This window comes from Comamonas sp. FUJ_7 (assembly GCF_057369555.1).
Genome location: NZ_JBXXZI010000001.1, coordinates 676,925 through 698,034, shown reverse-complemented (window position 1 = coordinate 698,034; position 21,110 = coordinate 676,925). Strand labels below are relative to the sequence as shown.

16 protein-coding genes and 2 pseudogenes are annotated in these 21,110 nt (G+C 59.5%); 11 read left to right on the top strand and 7 right to left on the bottom strand.

All coding sequences use genetic code 11. The features are described from left to right. Window positions 1-156 precede the first annotated feature (156 nt). Window positions 157-954 carry a DUF2189 domain-containing protein gene (locus tag AC2I9W_RS03165; protein WP_486408577.1) on the top strand — a complete coding sequence of 266 codons (798 nt, stop codon included), beginning with the start codon at window positions 157-159 and terminating at the stop codon, window positions 952-954. Between the two features lie 400 nt (window positions 955-1,354). Further along, window positions 1,355-1,519, top strand: a pseudogene (locus tag AC2I9W_RS03160) (IS5/IS1182 family transposase); the annotation flags it as partial. 33 nt (window positions 1,520-1,552) lie between these two features. Here AC2I9W_RS03160 and AC2I9W_RS03155 read toward each other — a convergent pair. Beyond that, complete coding sequence (locus tag AC2I9W_RS03155) at window positions 1,553-2,269, bottom strand: arylesterase (protein ID WP_486408576.1); 717 nt, start codon at window positions 2,267-2,269, stop codon at window positions 1,553-1,555. Between AC2I9W_RS03155 and AC2I9W_RS03150 the strand changes: the two genes are divergently transcribed. Further along, window positions 2,268-2,948, top strand: a complete 681-nt coding sequence (locus AC2I9W_RS03150) for an ABC transporter ATP-binding protein (protein ID WP_486408575.1) — start codon at window positions 2,268-2,270, stop codon at window positions 2,946-2,948. The genes AC2I9W_RS03155 and AC2I9W_RS03150 overlap by 2 nt on opposite strands. Before the next feature lie 110 nt (window positions 2,949-3,058). Here AC2I9W_RS03150 and sstT read toward each other — a convergent pair whose 3' ends face one another. Then, window positions 3,059-4,291: a serine/threonine transporter SstT gene (sstT, locus tag AC2I9W_RS03145; protein ID WP_486408574.1), complete on the bottom strand. Its 1,233-nt coding sequence runs from the start codon at window positions 4,289-4,291 to the stop codon at window positions 3,059-3,061. 319 nt (window positions 4,292-4,610) lie between these two features. On the opposite strand from sstT, the gene rlmB reads away from it, so the two are divergent. Continuing rightward, window positions 4,611-5,375 (top strand): 23S rRNA (guanosine(2251)-2'-O)-methyltransferase RlmB, encoded by a 765-nt coding sequence (rlmB, locus tag AC2I9W_RS03140; protein WP_486408573.1) that lies wholly within the window; start codon window positions 4,611-4,613, stop codon window positions 5,373-5,375. Between the two features lie 834 nt (window positions 5,376-6,209). Then, complete coding sequence (locus AC2I9W_RS03135; RefSeq protein WP_486408705.1) at window positions 6,210-6,953, top strand: SIR2 family NAD-dependent protein deacylase; 744 nt, start codon at window positions 6,210-6,212, stop codon at window positions 6,951-6,953. Window positions 6,954-7,208: 255 nt separating this feature from the next. On the opposite strand, the gene AC2I9W_RS03130 is transcribed toward AC2I9W_RS03135, so the two are convergent. Together AC2I9W_RS03130 and AC2I9W_RS03125 are read right to left on the bottom strand one after the other, a co-directional pair. Continuing rightward, complete coding sequence (locus AC2I9W_RS03130) at window positions 7,209-7,826, bottom strand: GAF domain-containing protein (protein WP_486408572.1); 618 nt, start codon at window positions 7,824-7,826, stop codon at window positions 7,209-7,211. 109 nt (window positions 7,827-7,935) lie between these two features. Beyond that, on the bottom strand, window positions 7,936-8,199 hold the full coding sequence (locus tag AC2I9W_RS03125) for a helix-turn-helix transcriptional regulator (RefSeq protein ID WP_486408571.1): 264 nt from the start codon (window positions 8,197-8,199) through the stop codon (window positions 7,936-7,938). Window positions 8,200-8,347: 148 nt separating this feature from the next. On the opposite strand from AC2I9W_RS03125, the gene cls reads away from it, so the two are divergent. The 3 genes from cls (at window position 8,348) to sbcB (ending at window position 12,198) form a co-directional block, all read left to right on the top strand. Next, entirely contained in the window at window positions 8,348-9,802 is a 1,455-nt protein-coding gene (gene cls, locus AC2I9W_RS03120; protein WP_486408570.1) for a cardiolipin synthase, read from the top strand. Further along, on the top strand, window positions 9,802-10,644 hold the full coding sequence (locus AC2I9W_RS03115; RefSeq protein WP_486408569.1) for an NAD-dependent protein deacetylase: 843 nt from the start codon (window positions 9,802-9,804) through the stop codon (window positions 10,642-10,644). The genes cls and AC2I9W_RS03115 overlap by 1 nt, the downstream gene beginning before the upstream one ends. A 114-nt stretch (window positions 10,645-10,758) precedes the next feature. Continuing rightward, the gene (gene sbcB, locus AC2I9W_RS03110; RefSeq protein ID WP_486408568.1) at window positions 10,759-12,198 is read left to right on the top strand and encodes an exodeoxyribonuclease I; all 1,440 of its coding nucleotides are present in this window, start codon (window positions 10,759-10,761) and stop codon (window positions 12,196-12,198) included. Window positions 12,199-12,228: 30 nt separating this feature from the next. On the opposite strand, the gene AC2I9W_RS03105 is transcribed toward sbcB, so the two are convergent. From AC2I9W_RS03105 to AC2I9W_RS03095, 3 genes and pseudogenes are all read right to left on the bottom strand, one after another. Beyond that, window positions 12,229-12,855 carry an HD domain-containing protein gene (locus AC2I9W_RS03105; protein WP_486408567.1) on the bottom strand — a complete coding sequence of 209 codons (627 nt, stop codon included), beginning with the start codon at window positions 12,853-12,855 and terminating at the stop codon, window positions 12,229-12,231. A 61-nt stretch (window positions 12,856-12,916) separates the two neighbouring features. Further along, the gene (locus AC2I9W_RS03100) at window positions 12,917-14,146 is read right to left on the bottom strand and encodes a nucleoside recognition domain-containing protein (RefSeq protein ID WP_486408566.1); all 1,230 of its coding nucleotides are present in this window, start codon (window positions 14,144-14,146) and stop codon (window positions 12,917-12,919) included. A gap of 63 nt (window positions 14,147-14,209) precedes the next feature. Beyond that, window positions 14,210-15,352, bottom strand: a pseudogene (locus AC2I9W_RS03095) (PQQ-dependent sugar dehydrogenase). Between the two features lie 185 nt (window positions 15,353-15,537). Here AC2I9W_RS03095 and AC2I9W_RS03090 point away from each other — a divergent pair. The 3 genes from AC2I9W_RS03090 to AC2I9W_RS03080 all read left to right on the top strand — a co-directional run bounded on the left by AC2I9W_RS03090 (window position 15,538) and on the right by AC2I9W_RS03080 (window position 21,044). Further along, the gene (locus AC2I9W_RS03090; protein ID WP_486408565.1) at window positions 15,538-16,242 is read left to right on the top strand and encodes a YebC/PmpR family DNA-binding transcriptional regulator; all 705 of its coding nucleotides are present in this window, start codon (window positions 15,538-15,540) and stop codon (window positions 16,240-16,242) included. Window positions 16,243-16,354: 112 nt separating this feature from the next. Continuing rightward, on the top strand, window positions 16,355-18,235 hold the full coding sequence (locus tag AC2I9W_RS03085; protein WP_486408564.1) for a hypothetical protein: 1,881 nt from the start codon (window positions 16,355-16,357) through the stop codon (window positions 18,233-18,235). Between the two features lie 370 nt (window positions 18,236-18,605). Further along, window positions 18,606-21,044: a TonB-dependent receptor plug domain-containing protein gene (locus AC2I9W_RS03080; protein ID WP_486408563.1), complete on the top strand. Its 2,439-nt coding sequence runs from the start codon at window positions 18,606-18,608 to the stop codon at window positions 21,042-21,044. Window positions 21,045-21,110 lie beyond the last annotated feature (66 nt).

The following is a 21,110-nucleotide window of genomic DNA, read 5'->3' as shown; positions in this document are numbered from 1 at the left end:
AATCAATATTCAACGTGCGCAATAAGCTATATTTTTAATAGCTTCTGAAGTCCGCTGATGCGGGCTTTCCGCAATGCAGACCCCGGCCTGGGCAGGTAACTTGTAGGCATCCTATGCCCTCACACCAGTGCGGCATGGCAACAAGGAGGGTCTCGCATGCAAGCTTCCCCTGTTTCCGAGGTCAAGGCCGAGTCCGGCAATCTGCAGATCCTGCCGCTGCGCTGGAGTGCTCCCTGGCAGTGGCTGGCGTTGGGTCTTCAGGATGTGCGCCGCGTACCGGGCCCAGCGCTTTTTTACGGACTGTGCTTCTGGTCCATGGCGCGGTTGCTGCTCTGGGTGTTTCGCGCCAGTCCTGAGTATGTGATGTCCATGGCCAGCGGCTGTCTGCTGGTGGGGCCCTTCATGGCCATGGGCCTTTATCACCTCAGCCGACGGCTGGAGCAGGGCAAACCGGTGCTGCTGTCGCAGTCACTGACCTGCTGGGACAAGCATCTGGCCAGCATGGGCTTGCTGGTCATGATTTTGATGGTGCTGGAGATGCTCTGGGGCCGTGCCGCCATGGTGGTGTTTGCCGTCTCATTCGACACAGGCATGCCCACGACAGCTACTTTGTTGCAGACTCTGCTGCGTCCCGAAAACTGGCAATTCCTGCTCGGCTACACCGCTGTGGGTGCCATCTTTGCTGCACTGGTGTTTTCCAGCATGGTGGTGTCTTTGCCTGCCATTCTGGATTTGGGACTGGATGCCCTGACAGCTTGCATCACCAGCATGCGCGTGGTTGCCGAGAATATGGCAGTGATGCTGCTGTGGGGCATGCTCATCACCGTGCTGACGTCTGCATCGTTGCTGTTTTACAGTCTGGGCCTGATTGTCGTGGGGCCAGTTCTGGGCTGTGCCAGCTGGCACGCTTATCGGTCCTGTGTCAGTGCCAGCCCTCAGAGAGAGAGTGACTGAGATGCTTGCCAAGGAAGGTGATGGAGGGCAGTGACGGCGACGCTGGCAGCAGCGACGGGCGGATGGAGGGGGAGGTGACTGAGGTTCAGTCTTGGCAGGCTGCGAGAGAGATTCGCGCCATCAGCTTTGCGGGAAATGCGTATAGGGGTAATGCGTACTTGATGCTGGTATTGGCTGCCTGAGCGGCTGAAGAAGGGGTCAGACGCTCAGGCGGTGCAGGCTTACTGCACGACTTCCACCAGCGGCAGCTGGAAATGGTTGGCCATCACCTCTGGCGTGGGGCCATAGCTGCGTGCGATGAGCCAGCAGCGCTCTCCATTGGCCGGTGAAGGAAGCCAGTTTTTCGCTTTGTTCCCCGCGGGTGGTGTGGATTGAATCGGCGTGGTTGCATAAATCGCTGCGTCGCCACGCTATCCCAATCATTCCTCCTCGCAAGAATGCTCGAATCCGCAAGGGGGCTGTGTTTGGGTATCGCAATGCAGCCATTGCTGCGTGCAGGCGTCTGGGCCGCAGTATCTGGAAGCGCTGGATTGGCTACCACCGGCGAAGCTTGGTGGAAAGCCAGTGAGACTTGCTCACTGACCAAAGAAACAGTGGCCTATTTCAGCATCGTCTTGAGTGTGGGCCAGACATTGCCCAGCATATGGGGTTGTGCCTGGGTGTTGGGGTGAATGCGGTCACTCTGAAACCATTGCTCTGTATTGGCGCTGCCGCCACCGTCACCAATGCCAGCCAGCAAAAATGGCACCAGCGGCAGTTGATGGGCAGATGCCACTTGCTTGAACAACTGTGCAAACTGTTCGGTGTAACTGGCGCCGTAGTTGGGCGGCACCTGCATGCCCACCAGCAGAACCTGGGCATTGGCAGCCTTGGCAACCTTGACCATGGCTTCTAGGTTTTGCTGAGTGTTTTGCAGTGCCAGGCCGCGTAGGGCATCGTTGCCGCCAAGCTCCAGAATCACGATGCCAGGTGCATGCTGCTTGAGCAGCGCCGGAAGGCGCGATCTGCCGCCGGAGGTGGTTTCACCGCTGATACTGGCGTTGACCACCTTGCGCGGCGTTTTTTCGGCTTCCAGGCGTTGCTGCAGCAGCTTCACCCAGCCCTTGCCACGGGTTAGCCCATATTCAGCGCTCAGGGAATCGCCCAGCACGAGGATGGGGGCGGAAGCCGTCGTGGCCGAGGCCGTGGATGAAGCAGCCGCATGGCCACAAGCCCCTGAAATGGCGACAGACAGGGCAAGAGCGATACAGTGGCGACGCTGCAGTCCCACGTGCTGGCTGCGATTTCCGATGTTTTTGCTGTTCAATTGATTCATGTCCACAACTCTTGCCATTCCTTTGATTGCCGTTGAGCAACTGTCCAAATCGGTGAGTGATTCCACAGGCGTGCTGGATATTTTGCGCGATATCAATCTGAGCTTCACGGCTGGGGAGACTGTGGCCATTGTCGGAGCCTCGGGTTCGGGCAAAAGCACTTTGCTGTCGATTCTGGCGGGGCTGGATGTGCCCAGTCATGGCACGGTGCGACTGCAAGGTCAGGACTTGTTTGCCCTGGACGAGGATGGCAGAGCCGCACTGCGTGCGCAGAAGATGGGCTTTGTGTTCCAGAGCTTTCAGCTGCTGGGCAATCTCACGGCGCTGGAGAACGTGATGCTGCCGCTGGAGCTGGCGGGTGCGCGCGATGCCCGAGTCCGCGCCACGCAGATGCTTGAGCGCGTGGGGCTGGGGCAGCGCCTGGGTCACTATCCCAAGCTCATGTCCGGCGGAGAGCAGCAGCGCGTGGCACTGGCGCGTGCTTTTGTCGTCGAGCCTGCAGTGCTGCTGGCAGACGAGCCTACCGGTAGTTTGGACTTTGCCACGGGGCAGACCATCATGGAGCTGATGTTTGCGCTCAACCGAGAGCGTGGCACAACCCTGATCCTGGTCACGCACGATCGGCAGATTGCCGCTCAATGCGATCGCAGCATCACCATTGAAGCGGGCAGAGCGGTCTGAAACTTCACGCAGGTCCATGAAGAATCAAAAAAGGCCTGTGTGAATACAGGCCTTTTTTTTGCTTTTATCCCTTTGCTGGTAAGGAAGGGTAGCTATCAATATTGAATCGATCAGATGCGGGGGACTTCCAGGCCAGCCTTGCGCTCGGCGGCGCGGCAGGCTGCGGCAGTGAAGAGCACGTCGGTCGACGAGTTCAGCGCGGTTTCGGTGGAGTCCTGGATCACGCCGATCACATAGCCCACGCCAACGACTTGCATGGCCACATCGTTGGGGATGTTGAACAAGCTGCAGGCCAGGGGAATCAGCAGCAAGGAGCCACCGGGCACACCCGAAGCACCACAGGCGCAGACCGCAGAGACTACGCACAGCAAGATGGAGGTGGGAATGTCCGCCGAGATCTCAAGCGTGTGAGCCGCAGCCAGCGTCAGTACGCTGATGGTGATGGCCGCGCCTGCCATATTGATGGTGGCTCCCAGGGGAATGGAGATGCTGTAGGTGTTCTCGTCGAGCTTGAGCTTTTTGGCCAGGGCAAGGTTCACGGGGATATTGGCACCGGAGCTGCGGGTGAAAAAAGCCGTGATAGCGCTCTCGCGCAGGCAGGTCAGCGCCAGTGGATAGGGGTTGCGACGGGTCTGCGTCCAGACAATGACTGGGTTGACCACCAGCGCCACGAACAGCATGCAGCCCACGAGTACGGCCAGCAGGTGGGCGTAGTCCTTGAGAGCTTCCAGGCCACCTTCGGAGAAGGTGGCAACCACCAGGCCAAAAATTCCCAGCGGAGCCAAACGGATCACGCCCTGGATCACACGGGTGATGGCCTGGCCGAAGTCCTCGACCATGGCGCGTGTGGAAGCGCTGGCGTGGCGCAAGGCTGCACCCAAGGCAATGGCCCAGACCAGAATGCCGATGTAGTTGGCGTTCAGCAGTGCATTGACAGGGTTGTCGAAAGCGCTTTTGACCACGGTGGTCAGCACCTGGCTGATATTGCCGGGCACGCTTGCGACCTGAGGGGCCTCGCGGAAGTGAATCACGGAAGGGAAGAGGGCGCTGGCCACCACGGCCACGCAGGCTGCGGCCAGCGTACCGATGACATACAGGAAGATGACAGGCTTGATCTGGGTTTCCTGACCGGGGCGGTGGCCGCTGATGGCAGCCATGACGAGCAGGAACACGAGCACCGGAGCGGCTGCCTTCAGGGCGGAGATGAACAGTGAGCCCAGCAAGGAGACGGGCTGGGCAGCGCCAGGCCAGAGCCAGGCAACCAGGCCGCCCAGAATCAGGGCTATCAGAATCTGCAACACCAGACTGGTGCGGTTGAGCCTATCGAGCAAAGCGTTGAGCATGCTGAGTGTGTACGGTGGAATAAAGGAAGTCCACAAGCGCGAAAGTACTCAGAGGCGCGGCATGAAGAGCAAGGCGGCGCAGTCTGGATACGTGAGCACTGTGCGGGGATATGGACAGTAGCCGGCGGGCCTGGCAGCCCGTGGGCGGCTGCCGGTGTGAAGGCTGACACCCTGCGCAAGGCACTGGTAGCCGAAATGAAGCGCTGGCATGCTGCCCGTTGGGAGCGCAGTGTAGCGGCAATGAAAAAACACAGCTGACAGCCCAGACATGATGGACTGCGTCGCTGGCTTGGCGAAATCCCCCGGATAATGCGGCTCTATGTCGTCCCCCAAAGTTCTGTTCGGCTTCCACGCCGTAGGCGTGCGTCTGAAGACCGCCCCCCAATCCATTATTGAAGTCTATTTCGAGGCTTCGCGCCGCGATGCACGCATGCGCCAGTTTCTGGAGCGCGCCAAGGAAGCCGGGGTGCGCCTGATTGAAGCGGATGCTCTGCGCATAGCCAAGCTGGCGGGCTCGCATGGTCATCAGGGGGTGGCTGCGCGTGTGGAAGAGGTCAAGGACACTCGCACCCTTGATGAGCTGCTCGATGATCTGGAGGCCGATGGCGTGAAAGCGCCTTTGCTGCTGGTTCTGGACGGCGTGACCGATCCGCACAATCTGGGAGCCTGTCTGCGAGTGGCCGATGGCTCGGGTGTGCATGCCGTGATTGCTCCCAAGGATCATGCAGCTGGCATTAATGCCACCGTGGCCAAGGTGGCCAGTGGCGCTGCCGAGACCGTGCCTTATTTCATGGTCACCAATCTGGCGCGAACACTCAAGGAGCTCAAGGAGCGCGGTATCTGGGTGATTGGTACCAGCGGAGATGCCGACAAGCACCTCTACCAGATGGATTTGACCGGCCCTACGGCGCTGGTTCTGGGGGCTGAAGGTGATGGCATGCGCCAGCTCACCCGAAAGACCTGCGATGCGCTGGTCAGCATCCCCATGCAGGGCGCTGTGGAGAGCTTGAATGTATCGGTGGCCAGCGGCGTGTGCCTGTATGAGGCTTTGCGCCAGCGTCTGGTCGCAGCACCCAAGGCCTGAGAGAGATAGAGGCTGGAGGTCAGAGCCTGCGGTAACACTGAAAAAAGCGCAGCCGCATCAACGGCTGCGCTTTTTTCATGCCTGCACAGTGGAATGCTACGGACTATGAGGGCGCAGCATGTGACCGACGAGCTTGCCAATAACCTGTGTATTGATCGACGTATCAGCACTCTGCCATTGTGTTAGGGATAGGTCAGCATGGTGGAGGTCTACGGTGTGCAGGACAGCACAAAAGGCGTTCCCGGTGAGGGTGTGCGCATCAACTGCATCCATGGCTCTTCTTGCCAGTAATGAAAGAGCAGGTGCTCTGGAAAGTCTCAAAGCCGCCCAGCTGCCCGAGCCCTGGTGACAAGGAATGATTCAGTGCCGGGCCACCTTCAGGTGAGGCCGGGGTAAAGGGGCGGGCCGTACATAGCACTGCACGGTATCTGCTCGGGCCAGGCCTTCGAGGGGGCTGAAGTGCCAGGGTCCTGCTATGCCGGGCAAGTCTTTCGAGGCTTACTGGCCGGTTTGTAGACACTGAATCACTGCTTGCCTGGCGTGCTCGAATTGCTAAAGCTTGGAAGAGGATGGGAAGACAAGGTCCGTAGCCAGTCTTGCAGAGCTGGATTGGCAAAACTCAGCTCTATGCCTAGTGTTGCAACAAGGCCCCATGCCAGAGTGACTGGCTTCATGGCCTGCTGAAGTACGATCAACTGCTCCGAGTCGTTCATGTGCGGGTGTGTTGCAATTTCTGGCAAAGTAGTCAACTTGCTGTGCGATAGGAGTCTTCCATGTCGCAACGTGCTTTTTGAGGTGATTGCATTGGATCAGTCATTGATTGTCAATTCTTCGATGTGGAGCAATGTCATTGCCGAAGTCCGGCAGTGGCTGGAGACGTCCGAGCGGGTGGCGGTCTTGACGGGGGCTGGTGTCAGCGCTGAGTCCGGTGTGCCCACCTTCAGGGATGACGGCACTGGTTACTGGGCCCAGTTCAAGCCCGAAGAAATGGCCAGCGAGGCAGGGTATCGGCGCGACCCCGCCCATGTCTGGCGCTGGTATGCGCATCGGCGGGAGCAGCTGGATGCAGTGGTGCCTAATGCAGGGCATCAGGCTTTGGCTCAGTGGGCTCTGCGTCACCCGGGAAGAATGACCCTGATCACGCAGAACGTCGATGGTCTGCATCAGCTTGCAGGCAGTGAAGACGTGCTGTGCCTGCACGGAGACCTCAGACGCAATCGCTGGCTGAATCGCTGTTGTGCATCATGCGACCTGGCTCACCCAGTACCAGGAGAGCCGCCGCATTGCGCGGTTTGCGGCAACCTGGTGCGCCCTGCGGTGGTGTGGTTTGGCGAGACGCTGCCGGCCCAGACCTGGGCCAAGGCGGAGCAGGCGGCAGAGCATTGCCAGCTGATGCTGGTGGTCGGCACCTCCGGCGCGGTTTATCCTGCAGCCGGACTGGCCCAGATTGCGCGCAGAAGCGGGGCACGCATTGTCATCATCAATCCACATGTCAGCGAACTGGACGCGGTGGCGGATCAGGTGATTGCTCTGCCATCGGCTCAGGTACTGCCTCTGCTGCTTAACACGCAGCAATGAGTGAGCCTGACTGTCGGGATGACTACCTGATGGGATAGCTTTACTCTGAAGCTGGCCAAGGGCTTCATGCGTTTTTGAGTGAAATTTCAATCCAGTGCTTCTGACGATGGAGCATCAATGGAGGTGGCAATGAAACTGGTTCGATTTGGAGCCGCAGGGGCCTGAAAAGCCGAGCCCGCTGGATGCGCAAGGCGTGCTGCGATTTGTGTGGCATTGTCCTGAAGCCGCTTTAGCGGCTGATCAGGGGCGTCCAGATTAGAGCTTTTTAGGGAAGATCGGTGCTGTAGTACGGCGCTTTTCTTCCAGCGGCTGGAGCTCCCATTTCGAGAGCTGCTCCTGCAGCTGCTGCTGCGCCTGTTTGATGTCGATGCGTTTGGCCGTAATCTTGGCTACGCATTCCAGCTTGTGCAGATCCTTCTGGCTCAGGCTGTCATCACCGCCTTGGCTGAAGCAGCACAGGGTCCCATAGACCTTGCCATTGGCCAGAACGATAGGCGAGCTCAAGTGCGCGCCCACCCGAAAGGGCGTGGCAGGAAGCTTGGGAAAGGCCGGGTGCGCTGCCGCGTCGTGCACCAGACGCGGCAGTATGCCATCGAGCACACACTGGCAAAAAGACTCTTCCAGCGGGCCGCCACCGCCGGTAGCAATCAGCTCTTTGCCCGGTGCAGTATCGACATGCTTGAACATGCGTTGCCCATTGCGGATTTCGGAAACAAAGATGACCTCCATGCGCAGATGCTGGCGCAATTCATGCAGCACCTTGCGCACGCTTTCGTCAATCAGTTCATCGCTGTGATCGGCCGTTGCCAGCAGCAACTCGCTGACCTGAACCTCCAGATCTTCCGGTTCGTAATCCCAGTTATGAATCGTCATCTCTAAACCCTCGACTGCCTGCTCCGATGCAGGCTATTTTGGCCCTGGCTTTGTACAGGCCGGATTAACAAGACGTAAGAGTCTTCATTTTGCAGGGCTGGCGATCCTGTCAAGGCTGTACGGGTGGCTCCAGGGCTTCGGCGGGCTGGAGCAGCGCCTGAACCTGAGGGAGCAGCGCTGTGGGAACGGCGATCAGCTCCATGCCCAGAACGCGGGCCATTTCCTGCAGCGTGGAAAAACGGGGGTCCACATCGCCGGTTTCCGTGCGCTGTACCGCCATGCGCGATAGGCCGGCACGCTCGGCAAGCTCTGCCTGTGTCATTCGCACTGTTTTGCGTGTCAGGGCCAAGGTGGTAATGAGTTCAGAAGTCATGCGCCTCAATATACTCGTGCGGGCACGCCCTTGAGTGAGCGGGCGCGGCAAACCCTGGACGGCTGTATGCCCGATGTTGCAGCCGTGCTGTCCAGGGCGCTGCTTGTGCGAGCATGGCTGCGGAGAAGGAAACAACAGGAGTGAGTAATTGGACTGGTTAGCAACACAGCTCGGTCATGAGAGTGTCAAGCTTTGGCTGTCCGTGGGCTGGACGCTGTATGTGATCGTGGTCGGCATCTGGATTTTGCTGCAACGCAGTCAGCCCATTGCCACCATGAGCTGGCTGCTGTCCATGGCTGCACTGCCGGTCGTGGGGCTGCTGGTCTATTACTACTTCGGGCCGCAGCGCATGAAGCGTCAGCGCATCAAGCGGCTGCGCTCGCGTAAGCGCTCTCGTGTGCGCGCCGGCCTGCAGAAGTTGCGTGAGCGTATTCCGGCGCAGCAGGAGCGCTTGCGGCAGGTCGCCAGGCTGGTGGGCATGACCAGCGACTTTCCGGTGAGCACGGCCACCTCGATGCAGTTGCTCGTGGGCGGTGCTCAGACGTTTGATGCCATTGCCGAGGCGGTGAGCGCTGCGCGCCATCATGTGCACTTGGAGTACTACATCTATGAGCCCGATCAGACGGGTACGGCACTGCGTGATCTCCTGATCGCCAAGGCCACAGAGGGTGTGCAGGTGCGCTTGCTGGTCGATGCGCTGGGCTCGAAAAAGCTGGGACGCAAGTTTCTCGCTCCGCTGGTGCAGGCCGGAGTCGAGGTGCTGCGCTTTCACGATGCCAAGGTGGGGCGGCGCCTGCGTCCCGTGATCAACTTTCGCACTCACCGCAAGATTCTGATCTGTGATGGCAAGGTGGGCTTTACGGGCGGTGTGAACGTCACCGACGAGGAAAACGCACGCATCCGGGACGACGCCTATCACGATGTGCACATCCGGGTCGAAGGCTCGGTGGTCAACTGGCTGCAGACGGTCTTTCTCGAAGATTGGGCCTATACGCGTGGCAACGATGTGCACAGGCTGCCTGATGATCTCGAAGATCTGCTGCCCGAATTCGACGATGGAGAGATTCCCATGCAAGTGGTGACCTCGGGGCCGGATGATCAGCTCGATGCCATTTATCGCGCCTATCTGGCCGCCATCAATGCAGCGCAGCAGCGCATTTTTCTGACCACGCCGTACTTTGTGCCCACCGAAGGGGCGCTGGCCGCCTTGACCAATGCCGCGCTGCGGGGTGTGGATGTGCGAATTCTGGTGCCCAAAAAGTCCGATTCGGCTTTTGTGACGGCCGCGGCGCGCTCCTATTTTGATGAGCTGATTCGCTGCGGCGTGCATATTTATGAATACGAAGCCAGCATGCTGCACTCCAAGACGCTGGTGGTGGACGACAACATGGCCATGATTGGTACGGCGAATTTTGACTACCGCAGCTTCTTCCTGAACTACGAGGTCTGCGTGATCGGCTATGGAGAAGAGCTCAATCAGGCGCTGGCACAGCAGTTCGATGAAGACCTCGGCCATGCCCAGGTCGTGAAATACCGCAGCGAGACCGGGTTGCGTCAGCGCCTGTTCTCTTCAGTGGCACGCCTGACCTCCCCTTTGCTGTGATGAAACTGAACGAGCGATTGGCGCAGGAGCGCCTTCAATACTGGTTGCATGAGCATCCCCGGATAGTTGTCATCAGCGGTGCGGGCTGTAGCACGGAAGCCGGCATTCCCGACTATCGCGACGCCAGCGGGCAGTGGAAGCGGCCCCAACCCGTGACTTATCAGGCATTCATGGGCGATGAGCTGGTGCGCAAGCGCTACTGGGCGCGCTCCATGCTGGGCTGGCGCGTGATGGGGCAGGCCCAGCCCGGCACGGCCCACAAGGCGCTGGCGCTGCTGGAGCAGGGCGGTTGGCTGGAGTTGTTGATCACCCAGAACGTGGATGGGCTGCACAGCGCGGCAGGCAGCCGCCATGTGGTGGACTTGCATGGCCGCATCGATACTGTGCGCTGCATGGCCTGCAACCACACATTGGCGCGGGCCGATCTGCAGCAGCAATTGCTGGCGCTGAACCCCGCCTGGGCGCAGCTCTATGCCGCGCCAGCGCCGGATGGCGATGCCGATCTGGAAGGACGCGACTTCAGTGCGTTTGAGGTGCCAGCCTGCCCGCATTGCGGCAGCGGCGTGCTCAAGCCCGATGTGGTGTTCTACGGCGAATCCGTGCCGCGTGAGCGGGTGCAGCGTTGCCTGGATGCCATGGGCCGTGCCGATGCCTTGCTGATTGTGGGCTCGTCGCTGATGGTGTATTCGGGCTATCGCTTTGCACTGGCGGCGCAGGAGCAGGGCAAAAGCATTGCCACCATCAACCAGGGCGTGACGCGCGCTGATGCGCTGCTGGAGTTCAAGCTGGAGGCCGATGTGGGGCAGACGCTGATGGCCTTGGTGAAAGGACTACAGCAGTGAATGATGCTAGGAACACTCTTTTTTGATAGCTGCTTGCGTATGCTGGTATTGCCTTGGAGGCTGATTTGATGATTATTTCAGACGGGCATCTCTTCGCAGGCATACTTCCAGTCCATGGCTCATACCTTCTTCTGGCACGACTACGAAACCTTTGGCGCCCAGCCGCGCTATGACCGCCCGGCGCAGTTTGCGGGCATACGCACGGACGCCGAGCTCAACGAAATCGGCGAGCCCGTCATGTGGTATTGCCAGCCTGCGAACGACTATCTGCCCGATCCGCAGTCCTGCCTGATTACCGGCATCACGCCGCAAAAGGCACTGGCAGAGGGTGTGCCCGAGCACGAATTCTCGTCCTTGATTGAGGCCGAGCTCTCCCAGGCTGGTACCGTTGGCGTGGGCTACAACACCATCCGCTTTGACGACGAGATCACGCGCTTCATGCTCTGGCGCAATCTCACCGACCCCTATGCGCGCGAATGGCAAAACGGCTGTGGCCGCTGGGATTTGCTGGATGTCGTGCGCATGGTCTATGCGCTGCGCCCCGATGGCATCAACTGGCCCCAGAAGGAAGACGGCACTCCCAGCTTCAAGCTCGAAGACCTGGCCCGCGCCAACGGCCTCCTGCATGAGCAAGCCCACGATGCGCTCAGCGATGTGCGCGCCACCATCGGGCTGGCGCGGCTCATTCGCAGTAAGCAGCCGCGTCTGTTTGACTTTGCCTTTGGCCTGCACAAAAAGGATGGTGCGCTGCGCGAGATGGGCCTGCCCGCCACGCAGGAGCACGCTCGCCCCTTCCTGCATGTGACCGGCATGATTAGCCCCGCGCGCGGTTGCCTGGCCGTGATGTGGCCTCTGGCCACGCACCCGACCAACAAGAACGAGGTGATCTGCTGGGATCTGGCGGCCGATCCGTCAGAGCTGGCCGGCATCAGCATCGAAGACCTGCGCCTGCGCATGTTCACGCGCCAGGCGGACATGCCCGAGGGTGTGACGCGCCTGCCCATCAAGAATATTCACGTCAACAAATCGCCCATGGTGGTGGGCAGCCTCAAGACGCTGAGCCCGGCCATGGCCGAAAAATGGGGCGTGAACATGGAGCAATGCATGCAGCATGCCGCCATTGCCCGCGACCTGCCCGATATGAGCGCGCAATGGAAAGCCGTGTTCACGCGCGAAGCCGGTGATCCGCTGGATGCCGATCAGGATCTGTATGGCGGCTTTATCGGCAACGAAGACCGCCGTCGCCTGGAGCGCATCAAGCGTCTATCGCCGCAAGAGCTGGCGCTGGACAAAACCGGCTTTGACGATGCCCGCCTGAGCGAGCTGGTCTGGCGCTACCGTGCGCGCAACTTCCCCCAGACGCTTAACCCGCAGGAGCAGCAGCGCTGGGAAGAGCACCGCGCTGCCTGCCTGATTGAAGGCGCAGGCGGCGCACGCACGGCAGAGCAGATGTTTGCCATGGTCGATGCCCTGTCTGAAACCGCCGACGAGCGTGCCGAAGAGATTCTGGGTGAGCTGTATGACTATGCCGATGGCATCGTGCCGGAGCAGTAAACAGCTTTTGGGGACGTGGTGCTGCGCATTTCAGGCTCCAGTAGCTTTGCGCAGATTGCTACGGGCCTGAATTTCCAGTGCTTGCTGAAAGTGTGCAGTGCTGTAAATCTGCGGGCGCTGCAAAAATTCCTGCAGAACCTGCTTGCGCTTGAAGCCATAAATCAGCTGGGGCACCCACGCATATTCGGCGCGCACTTGCTGGTCATACTCGGCATAGCGCTCGGGGCTGGCGCCCAGAATGGCCAAGTCGATATCGACCAGCAACTGAGCATCTGAATCTCCCGGCGCAACGGTGTGGCAGGTGGCCATGATGAGTGCATGTACGCGCTGGCATAGGGTTTCGTCGGCGCCGCTGTGCTGGAGTTCCTGCGCGGCCCATTGCGCGCTGCGCAGCTCATTGTCCTTGGCCTTGAGGTCGTAGATGGCGTCGTGAAACCAGAGCGCGATGGCCACTTCGCCAGGGTGCTCGGCCAACGCTTGGGTGGTTTCAAAGTGCGTGAGGCACTCGGCCAGATGCTGGAGGGTGTGATAGTGGCGCTGGGGCTCGGCCCAAGCCGTGAGCAGGCGCTGCTGCAAGTCTGCTGCGGGAGTCAGACCCAAGGCGGTCCAGGCGCGGTGCCAGGAGGTCTGTAGCAATGCGGCTGGCTCGGTGTTCATAGATTCCTCTTGGGATTGAAATATTGATAAATCGGGCTGTAGCACTTATGAAGTCTGGGTTTTACCCAAAAAATTGATAGCAAACCACAATGGCTGCCACCACGCCGGCCAGCTCGGCCAGCAGTGCGCAGGGCACGGCATGGCGTGCGCGCTGTATGCCTACGGCGCCAAAGTACACGGCCAGCACATAGAAGGTGGTTTCGGTACTGCCTTGCACGGTGGCGGCGACAAGGGCGGCAAAACTGTCCACGCCCTGGCTTTGCATGGTTTCGATCAGCATGGCGCGGGCGGCACTGCCTGAGAACGGCTTGACCAGCGCCGTGGGCAGCGCATCGACAAAGCGGGCATCCATGCCCACGGCATCTACGGCCCAGCGAATGGCCGAGAGCACATATTCCAGTGCCCCCGAGGCGCGAAACACGCCCACGGCGCAGAGCATTGCCACCAGATAGGGCAGCAGGCCCTTGGCAACGTCAAAGCCTTCCTTGGCGCCTTCGATAAAGCTGTCGTAGACCTGTACTTTTTTGATGGCGCCCAAAGTGACAAACAGCACGATCAGCGCAAACAGCGTGAGATTGCCAAGCAGTGACGACAGTTGTGCCAGAGCCGCAGCGCTGAGCGTGGTCAAAAATGCCATAAAGCCCGCCAGTGCGAGTGCTACGGGCAGCAGATAGGCCAGCACCACGGGGCTGAAGATGGGCAGGCGCTGCACCACCGCCACGCTGAACAGGCCCACTAATGTGGAGGCAGAAGTGGCCAGCAAGATGGGCAGGAACACCAGCGTCGGGTCTGGTGCGCCTTGCTGCATGCGGTACATGAAGATGGTGACAGGCAGCAGCGTCAGCGACGAGGCATTGAGCACCAGAAACAGAATCTGCGCGTTCGTCGCAGTGTCAGGGCGCGGGTTCAGCTCCTGCAGCGCGCGCATGGCCTTAAGGCCCATGGGCGTGGCGGCGTTGTCCAGTCCCAGGCCGTTGGCCGCAAAGTTCAGCGTGATCAGACCCAGAGCAGGGTGGCCGCGCGGCACCTCGGGCATGAGCTTGGCAAACAGTGGGCCCAGTACCTTGGCCAGCCATTCGACGATGCCAGCTTTCTCGGCAATTCGCAAAAAACCCAGCCACAGCGTCAGCGTGCCGAACAGCAGCACCATGACCTCGACCGAGAGCCTGGCCATGGCAAACAGCGCCTGAACCATGGCCGAAAACACCTCGGCCTGGCCGCCGACGAGCCACTGCGCCAGCGCCGCAATAGCTCCCACCAGAAAGAAACCCAGCCACAAGGCATTGAGCATAGATCACGCGTTTTGTTTTGATTGATCCGGCATTGTGACGCTGTATACGAGGCTTGAAGTGGCTTATGGCGCCGGCAATACGCGCAGCAATTGCCCGTCGGGTGAGTCGGTGAGCAGATACAACAGGCCGTCCGGGCCTTGGCGCACATCGCGAACGCGCTGGCCCAGGCGGGGCAGCAGTATCTCGCTGGCGGTGAGCTTGCCATCCGTGATCTGCAGGCGTTGCAGCTGCATGGCCTTGAGCGCTCCTGTGATGAAAGAGCCTTTCCAGGCCACGCCATAGCGCTCACTGCTCAGATAGGCAAGCCCCGAGGGGGCGATGGAGGGTACCCAGTAATGCCGTGGCTGCTCCATGCCTGCCTTTTCGGTGATGCCGGCACCGATCTTGCCTCCGCCATAGTTTTCTCCATAGGTAATGACGGGCCAGCCGTAATTCTTGCCTGACGCGATGCGGTTGAGCTCATCGCCGCCTTGCGGTCCATGCTCGGTCATCCAGAGTTCGTCGTCCGGCCCCAGTGCTGCGCCCTGGCTGTTGCGGTGGCCATAGCTCTAGATCTCTGGCAGGGCAGATGGCTTGCCTGCAAACGGGTTGTCGCGCGGTACGCTGCCGTCTTTGTGGATGCGCACGATCTTGCCCAGGTGGGTTCGCAGGTTCTGCGCATCGTGCATGGCCTTGTAGCGCTCGCCCAGCGTCAGAAACAGAGAGCCATCGGGCTTGCCGTTGAGCTTGCGCTCCACAATGCGACAACCAAAGTGAAGAGCCGAGGCGACCTTGGGACGTTGGCGGAACAGCAATTGCACGTCTTCCAAGGCCGTGGCATCTGAGGAAAGTCTGGCCTTGGCCAGGGCAGTGCTGTTCTTGCCCCGATCGGCGTCTTTTCCTGGCTCGGAAAAGCAAAAATACAGCTGGCGATTGCGTGCAAAGTCGCTGTCCAGCACTACATCCAGCAAGCCTCCTTGGCCTTCAATGGCCGTGGCAGGCAGACCTTGCAGCGGTGCATTGAGTCTGCCGTCGGCTTGCACAATGCGCAGACGACCGGGCCGCTCGGTCACCAGAAAGCGCCCGTCGGGCAAGAATGCCAGCGCCCAGGGGTGTTCCAGCCCGGTCGCGACGGGCTGGAGGCGCAAGTCTGGGGCCGCGTAGGCCTGAGCTGCGAATAGCGCCAGTGCGCTGCAACTGAATACGTGAGCGGTGAGGCGGTACATGGTTTTCTCCTGGAGATGCACGCAGCGGCCTGCCGCTTGCCTGTATTTATGACCCGGACTTGATGTAGCCTGCCGACGCAAGATAGCGAGCAGGTGTATAAATCCGGCTTTTGCTCGCCGCAGTTTTGGCGAGCAGCCTGTGAGCACAGCGCAGGCTTGGACCATATTCAACAAGGAACGCAGCCATGGGCGCGCAATGGAAAGCAAAGGGCAAGGCGCTTGTCGCCGATGCCAAGGGTAAGCTGTTTGGCAAGCTGGTCAAGGAAATTACCGTGGCAGCCCGTCTGGGTGGAGGTGATGTGTCGGCCAATTCGCGTCTGCGCATGGCGGTGGAAGCGGCCCGCAAGGCATCCATGCCCAAGGATACGCTGGACCGTGCGATCAAGAAGGGGTCCGGGGTTGGCGCTGATGCCGTGAACTATTCCAGCGTGCTGTTTGAGGGTTATGCCCCGCATCGCGTTCCTGTGATGGTGGAGTGCCTGACCGACAACCCCAATCGCACGGCTCCCAATATGCGCGTGTGCTTTCGCAAGGGCCAGATGAGCGCCGTGGCATGGGACTTTGACCATGTGGGCATGATCGAGGGCGAGCCTGAAAACGGTGCTGACGTGGAAATGGCTGCCATTGAAGCAGGCGCCCAGGACTTTGAACCCGGCGATGAAGAGGGCGTGACCCTGTTCATTACCGAGATCGCAGATCTGGACGCCGTCAGCAAGGCGCTGCCCGCTCAAGGCATCAAGGTGCTGTCGGTCAAGCTGGGTTACAAGGCCAAGAATCCTGTGAGCATGGTCAGTCTGTCTGCCGAGCAGCAGGAAGAAGTGCAGGATTTTCTGGCGGGTCTGGAAAACGACGACGACGTGCAGCACGTCTACGCCGGCCTGGTGGACTGAGCGACCTCGCCTTCAGTTGAAAAGAGCGGCTATGTGCTGCTCTTTTTTCATGGGGCGGGCATCTTGGCTTTCTATACTGCAAGCCTGTCGAACTGCCGCTGTCTGCCGCCTCATGCCTTGTTTACCTTGCCGCCCGTCCATCTCTAGTCTTACCGCCATTGCTCTCTCCGCATTACTACTGACGTCGCCAGAGTTGTATGCGAGCGAGACCCAAGGGAGTGCAGATCAGGCGGCTGAACGCGCCGAGCAGGACACACCTTTTTTCAAGCAGCGCCGCGCTGTGGTCGAGGCGGCTAGGGCTAAGCGCTGGGACGATGCCATAGGAGAGGCGCGCAAGCTGGTAGAGATGACGCAGCCGCGCGGCAACCCTTATGAGCAGCTCGATGCTTCCGAGCTGCTCTACACCTTGCTCTATCAGCAGGGCCAGTATGCGCAGGCCGTATCGCAGACCGATCAGATGATGCTGCAGGCGGCGTCCGATGAGATGGGCCCGGTCAACGGCCAGATGCAGGCACTGATTCAGCGCGGCCTGATGGCAGCGGTGATGGCGCACGACAAGGCGGCTCTGAATCGCTATCTGCAGGCGCTCAAGCAGGAGAGCAAGCCTTTTGCGCCGCTGTGGCAATGGGATGCAGAGCGCAACCAGCTGCACTACCAGGCCGCGCAGTTCAGCGTGCCGCTGGTGCAGGGGCGCTGGGTGTTGTTTGGGCTGGAGCCTGCCCAGGATCGCAAGGACATTGCCCAGCTGCAATACATTTATTTGAAGCCCGATGGCAAGCGCCTGCTGGCTCGCATGCGCCTGAGCTACGACGCACGGCTCAAGGAGATGGATGCTGAGACCCAACAGAAATGGCTGCTTGAAAAGCGCAACATGCTGGCCAGCGATCAATCCAGCGAGCCTGCCATGAAGCTGCCAGGGCTGCCTTTCACGGACACAGTGCAAATCCAGCAGGCCAGGCACGAGAAAAGAGGTGAGGGCCGGTCCGATATCCTGCATCTGGATTGGGCACTGGTGCGCGGTAGCTGGAATCTGACTCTGGGAGCCGAGCAGTTGGACAGCGAGCGCGATACCGCGCTGCAGCAACTGCCACTGCTCTGGCAGGCCGTGAAATGGAGCAAAGCCCCTGAGCTGCCGCCGCAGTTGCCGAGCCAGGAGCAGGCGGTGACAAGGGCCTGGCAAACCGACAAGGACTGGCCCAAAGCCGGTCAACTGGCCCGCGCTGCGCTGTCTGATGCCCAGTATCCCGCCGAGCTGGCTCGCCTGAATACGGTGGCAGGCATTTCCGCCTTCAAGGCGGGGCAGCAGGCTGAGGCTGGGCGATATCTGGATCAGGCACTGCAAGCCTGGCCCTATGTCAGCCTGTTCAGGCTGGAGTCCGAGCTGATCGATCAGGCTCAGCAATATGGGGCCGAGCTGGCGGCGCTACAGGGGAGAAATGAGGATGCGGCGCGGCTGATGCGTCAGTACCTGCGTAATGCAGGCGGGTTGCAAAATATCTGGGTGCTGGCTAGAGATCCTCAGGTGGCCGAGCTGGAAAACCGCCGCACCGGCATGGTTCTGCCCATGCGTGCGGCGGGCTTTCATCTGCAGGAGCCGCTGGATTCACAGCGCATGATGTACCGCGATTTGATGACCGAGCAGCAGTTGGGCCTGACCACGGGCCTGAAGATCCCTGAGTCCGATGAAGCACAGGAAAAGCTGCTGCGCACAGCGCTGGAAAAGCAGTTCCGCCTGGAGGCGAGGGCGCTGAAAAAAAGCAGCTTCGCGGCGCAAACACGAGCCAAGGACCGCAAGCCAGAAGGTCGTCAGTGGACGTTTGAGGTGAGCGAGCAGAAAAACATCGCGCAAAGCAAGCCAGGAGCAGCGCCTATCAAGCGCGTTGTTTTCTGGATCGTGGACCAGGGCAGTAGCCGCTCCATCCTGCGTGCTTCGGTGGTCACGCCGCGCGACGAAACCCGCGCCGAGCAACTGGCTCAGGCGCTGAACTGGTAGGGCTGAACTGGTGATATCTGTGCCTAGTGGATCCTGATTTGATAGCTTTTACCGCTTGATGGATAAGCTTGAAAGCTGATTTCATTGAGATTCATTGATCACCGTTCCAGTCTTGGTAGCTAATCAAAAAGGCCGGTTCCAGCCCAGATTGTCTGGGTCAGCCCAGGGCTTGAGAGCACTGTCATTGCAAGGTGACAGTGCTTTTTTTATTGCTGCTTCGCGCCACCGGGTGATAGGTGGGGGTTGGCTTTTTGAGTCGGGCAAGTCATTTTTTAAAATAGAATAAGAATAATTCTTACTTCGATATGTATTCGAGGTTGCCGCTATCAGCTCTTTCTCATGTCTTTCACTTCTGCTTGGAGCAGTGCCAATGGCACTGCGCTTGACGCCGGCTCGGTCCGCTTTTTTCAATCACTGCACTCCATCCATTCTGGCTTGTGCCATCACAGCGTTAATCGGCTCGTCTGCCCTAGCGCAGCAGGCCCGCGACTTGACGCCCGAGCAGCCGCAGGAAGCGAAAGAATTACCAGAAGTGCATGTGACCGCAGACCGTATCGAAGCGCGTGTCTATGACCGCGAGGAAATGGATGCCACGCCCGAAGGCAATCGGGATCTGACGTCGCTGATTAGCGACAACCCGGCAGTGCGTCTGAACGACACCATGGCTGGCAATGGCAACAGAGGTTCGCTTGCGCCAGAGCAGTTCTCCATCCATGGTGAAAGCCCGTTTCAGAACCAGTTTCTGATCGATGGCATCAGCGGCACAAATTTCATCAACCCGCAGGAATCGGCGCTGGGTCTGCAGGTAGGCCGTGTTCCCAGCTTTGCTCAAGCGTACAACCTTGACACGGACATGCTGGAACAAGTGCGCGTCTATGACAGCCGTGTGCCAGTCGAATTTGGCAAGTTTCAGGGCGGGGTGGTGGATGCGCGCATCAAGACACCTGTGGGAAGCAATACCTTCTCTATCAAGCAAAGCTTCAATAGCTCCAATCTGACGCAGCAGCAGATGCCCGAGCGCGTGATGGAGGACTGGGCCAATGGTGAGCCTGGCTACTCCTCGGTGTGGAAAAAGCATTTCACCAGCATGCAAGGCGACTTCAAGCTGACAGAGGACAGCAATGCACTGGTGGCTTTCTCGCGGCGTGAGTCTCGGATTCAGCGTCAGTCCAAGGTGCTGGATCCGAGCGCTACCACCGCCAACGGTAAGAGCACTGCATTGCAGACAAAGAACGAGTCCGACACAGTGGACAACCTGATGGCCAAGTTGCATACCAACTGGGGCGGTGGGTCTCAGACCAATGTGCTGTTCAAGTATGCGGACAGGCAGGAAGACCTAGTCTCCAACACCTATGCCAATAGCGCCTGGACGAATCGCCAGAAGTCTCTGGGCTTTTCTGGCGACTGGATTCATCAACTGGACAACGGCAAACTCACGGCCACATTGGGCATGGACCAACTGGATTCGCGGCGCGACTCCAGCGGCACCGAGTTTGTGGTGCAGCAGTTTGCCGACAAGAGCCTGTCCACCTATACCTATGGCGGGTTTGGCAATGAAATGCTGCGCCAGCGACAGTACACCGGCAAGTTGCGCATGGACTGGGACAGCTTCAATACTGGTGCTATCAAGCATCAGCTGTATGCAGGTCTTCAATTGGACAGGGTCAATGCCAGCTTCACCCGGGCTCAGGATGTCTACTCGTCCAACGCCACTTTGCAGGCCGATGGATCGCAGAAGTACAACACGCGTACTCGATACGGCGCAGGCACTGTCGGGTTGGACTACAACAGTCTGGCCGCTTATGTCAGCGACACCATGCAATGGCGAAACCTTTCGCTGACCACAGGGCTGCGCGTGGAGCACGATGATTTTTTGAAAAACACCAATGTGGCACCGCGCTCCCGTCTGGACTGGGATGTACAGGGCAATGGCCAGACTCAGCTGGGTCTGGGCTGGGCGCGCTACTACGGTCAGGGCTTGCTGGGCTATGCCTTGAGAGAGGGTAAGAGCGCGCTGGTAACCTACGAGGTGCGCAATGGCAAGGAAGTCAACCTTCCCGGCACTCTTGAAAGCAACCGCTTTGATGGCGTCAAAACCCCGTATTCGGATGAATGGGCGATGGTTGCAAGCCAGACGCTGACGCCGAATCTGGATGCAGGCTTTTCCTATGTGCACCGCAACAGCCGTGATTCTCTGACGATGGACGGCAATTCGACATCGGGCTATTTCTACAGTAACAAGGCAGGAGCCAAGGTAGACACCGTTACCCTGAGTTTGCGCAGCACCAGACCGTGGATGGCAGCTGGTGCCGCGTGGAATGGGAGGGTGGATTTCAGCTGGCAGGACAAGACAAGCAACCATGACAACACACAGGGCTGGGAAGCAGAAGGACTTGCGCCGGATGACGTGATTGAAGTCAACGGCGTGCAAATGCTGCGCAAGGATAAACCCGCAAGCCAGTTCTATGTGCCGCGTGAGCTGGCCGTGAGTTTCAGCGGGCGCTGGGCCGGTACAGGCATTACCTGGGGAAACCGCCTGAAGTGGAAAAGCAGTCGCTCAAGCCTTGCATACACAGGTACTGTCAAAGGTGTTGAGCGTTACAGCGAGCAGCGCCTTGCATCCAACCTGACCTGGGACACTTCGGTGAACTACAAACCTGCGCAGATCAAGGGGCTGACCTTGAGTGTGGACATTCTCAATGTCTTGAACAAACAGGTGCCGATTGCCTACGCCAGCGCTGCTTTGGCTAACAACACCCGCTGGCAAACAGGCCGAGAAATCTGGCTGACCGCTGGCTACGAGTTTTAAGATAAATGGGCTTCAAGTGCTTACGAAGTAAGTGGTTGCAGCTATTAAAATCATAACAAATCAAGT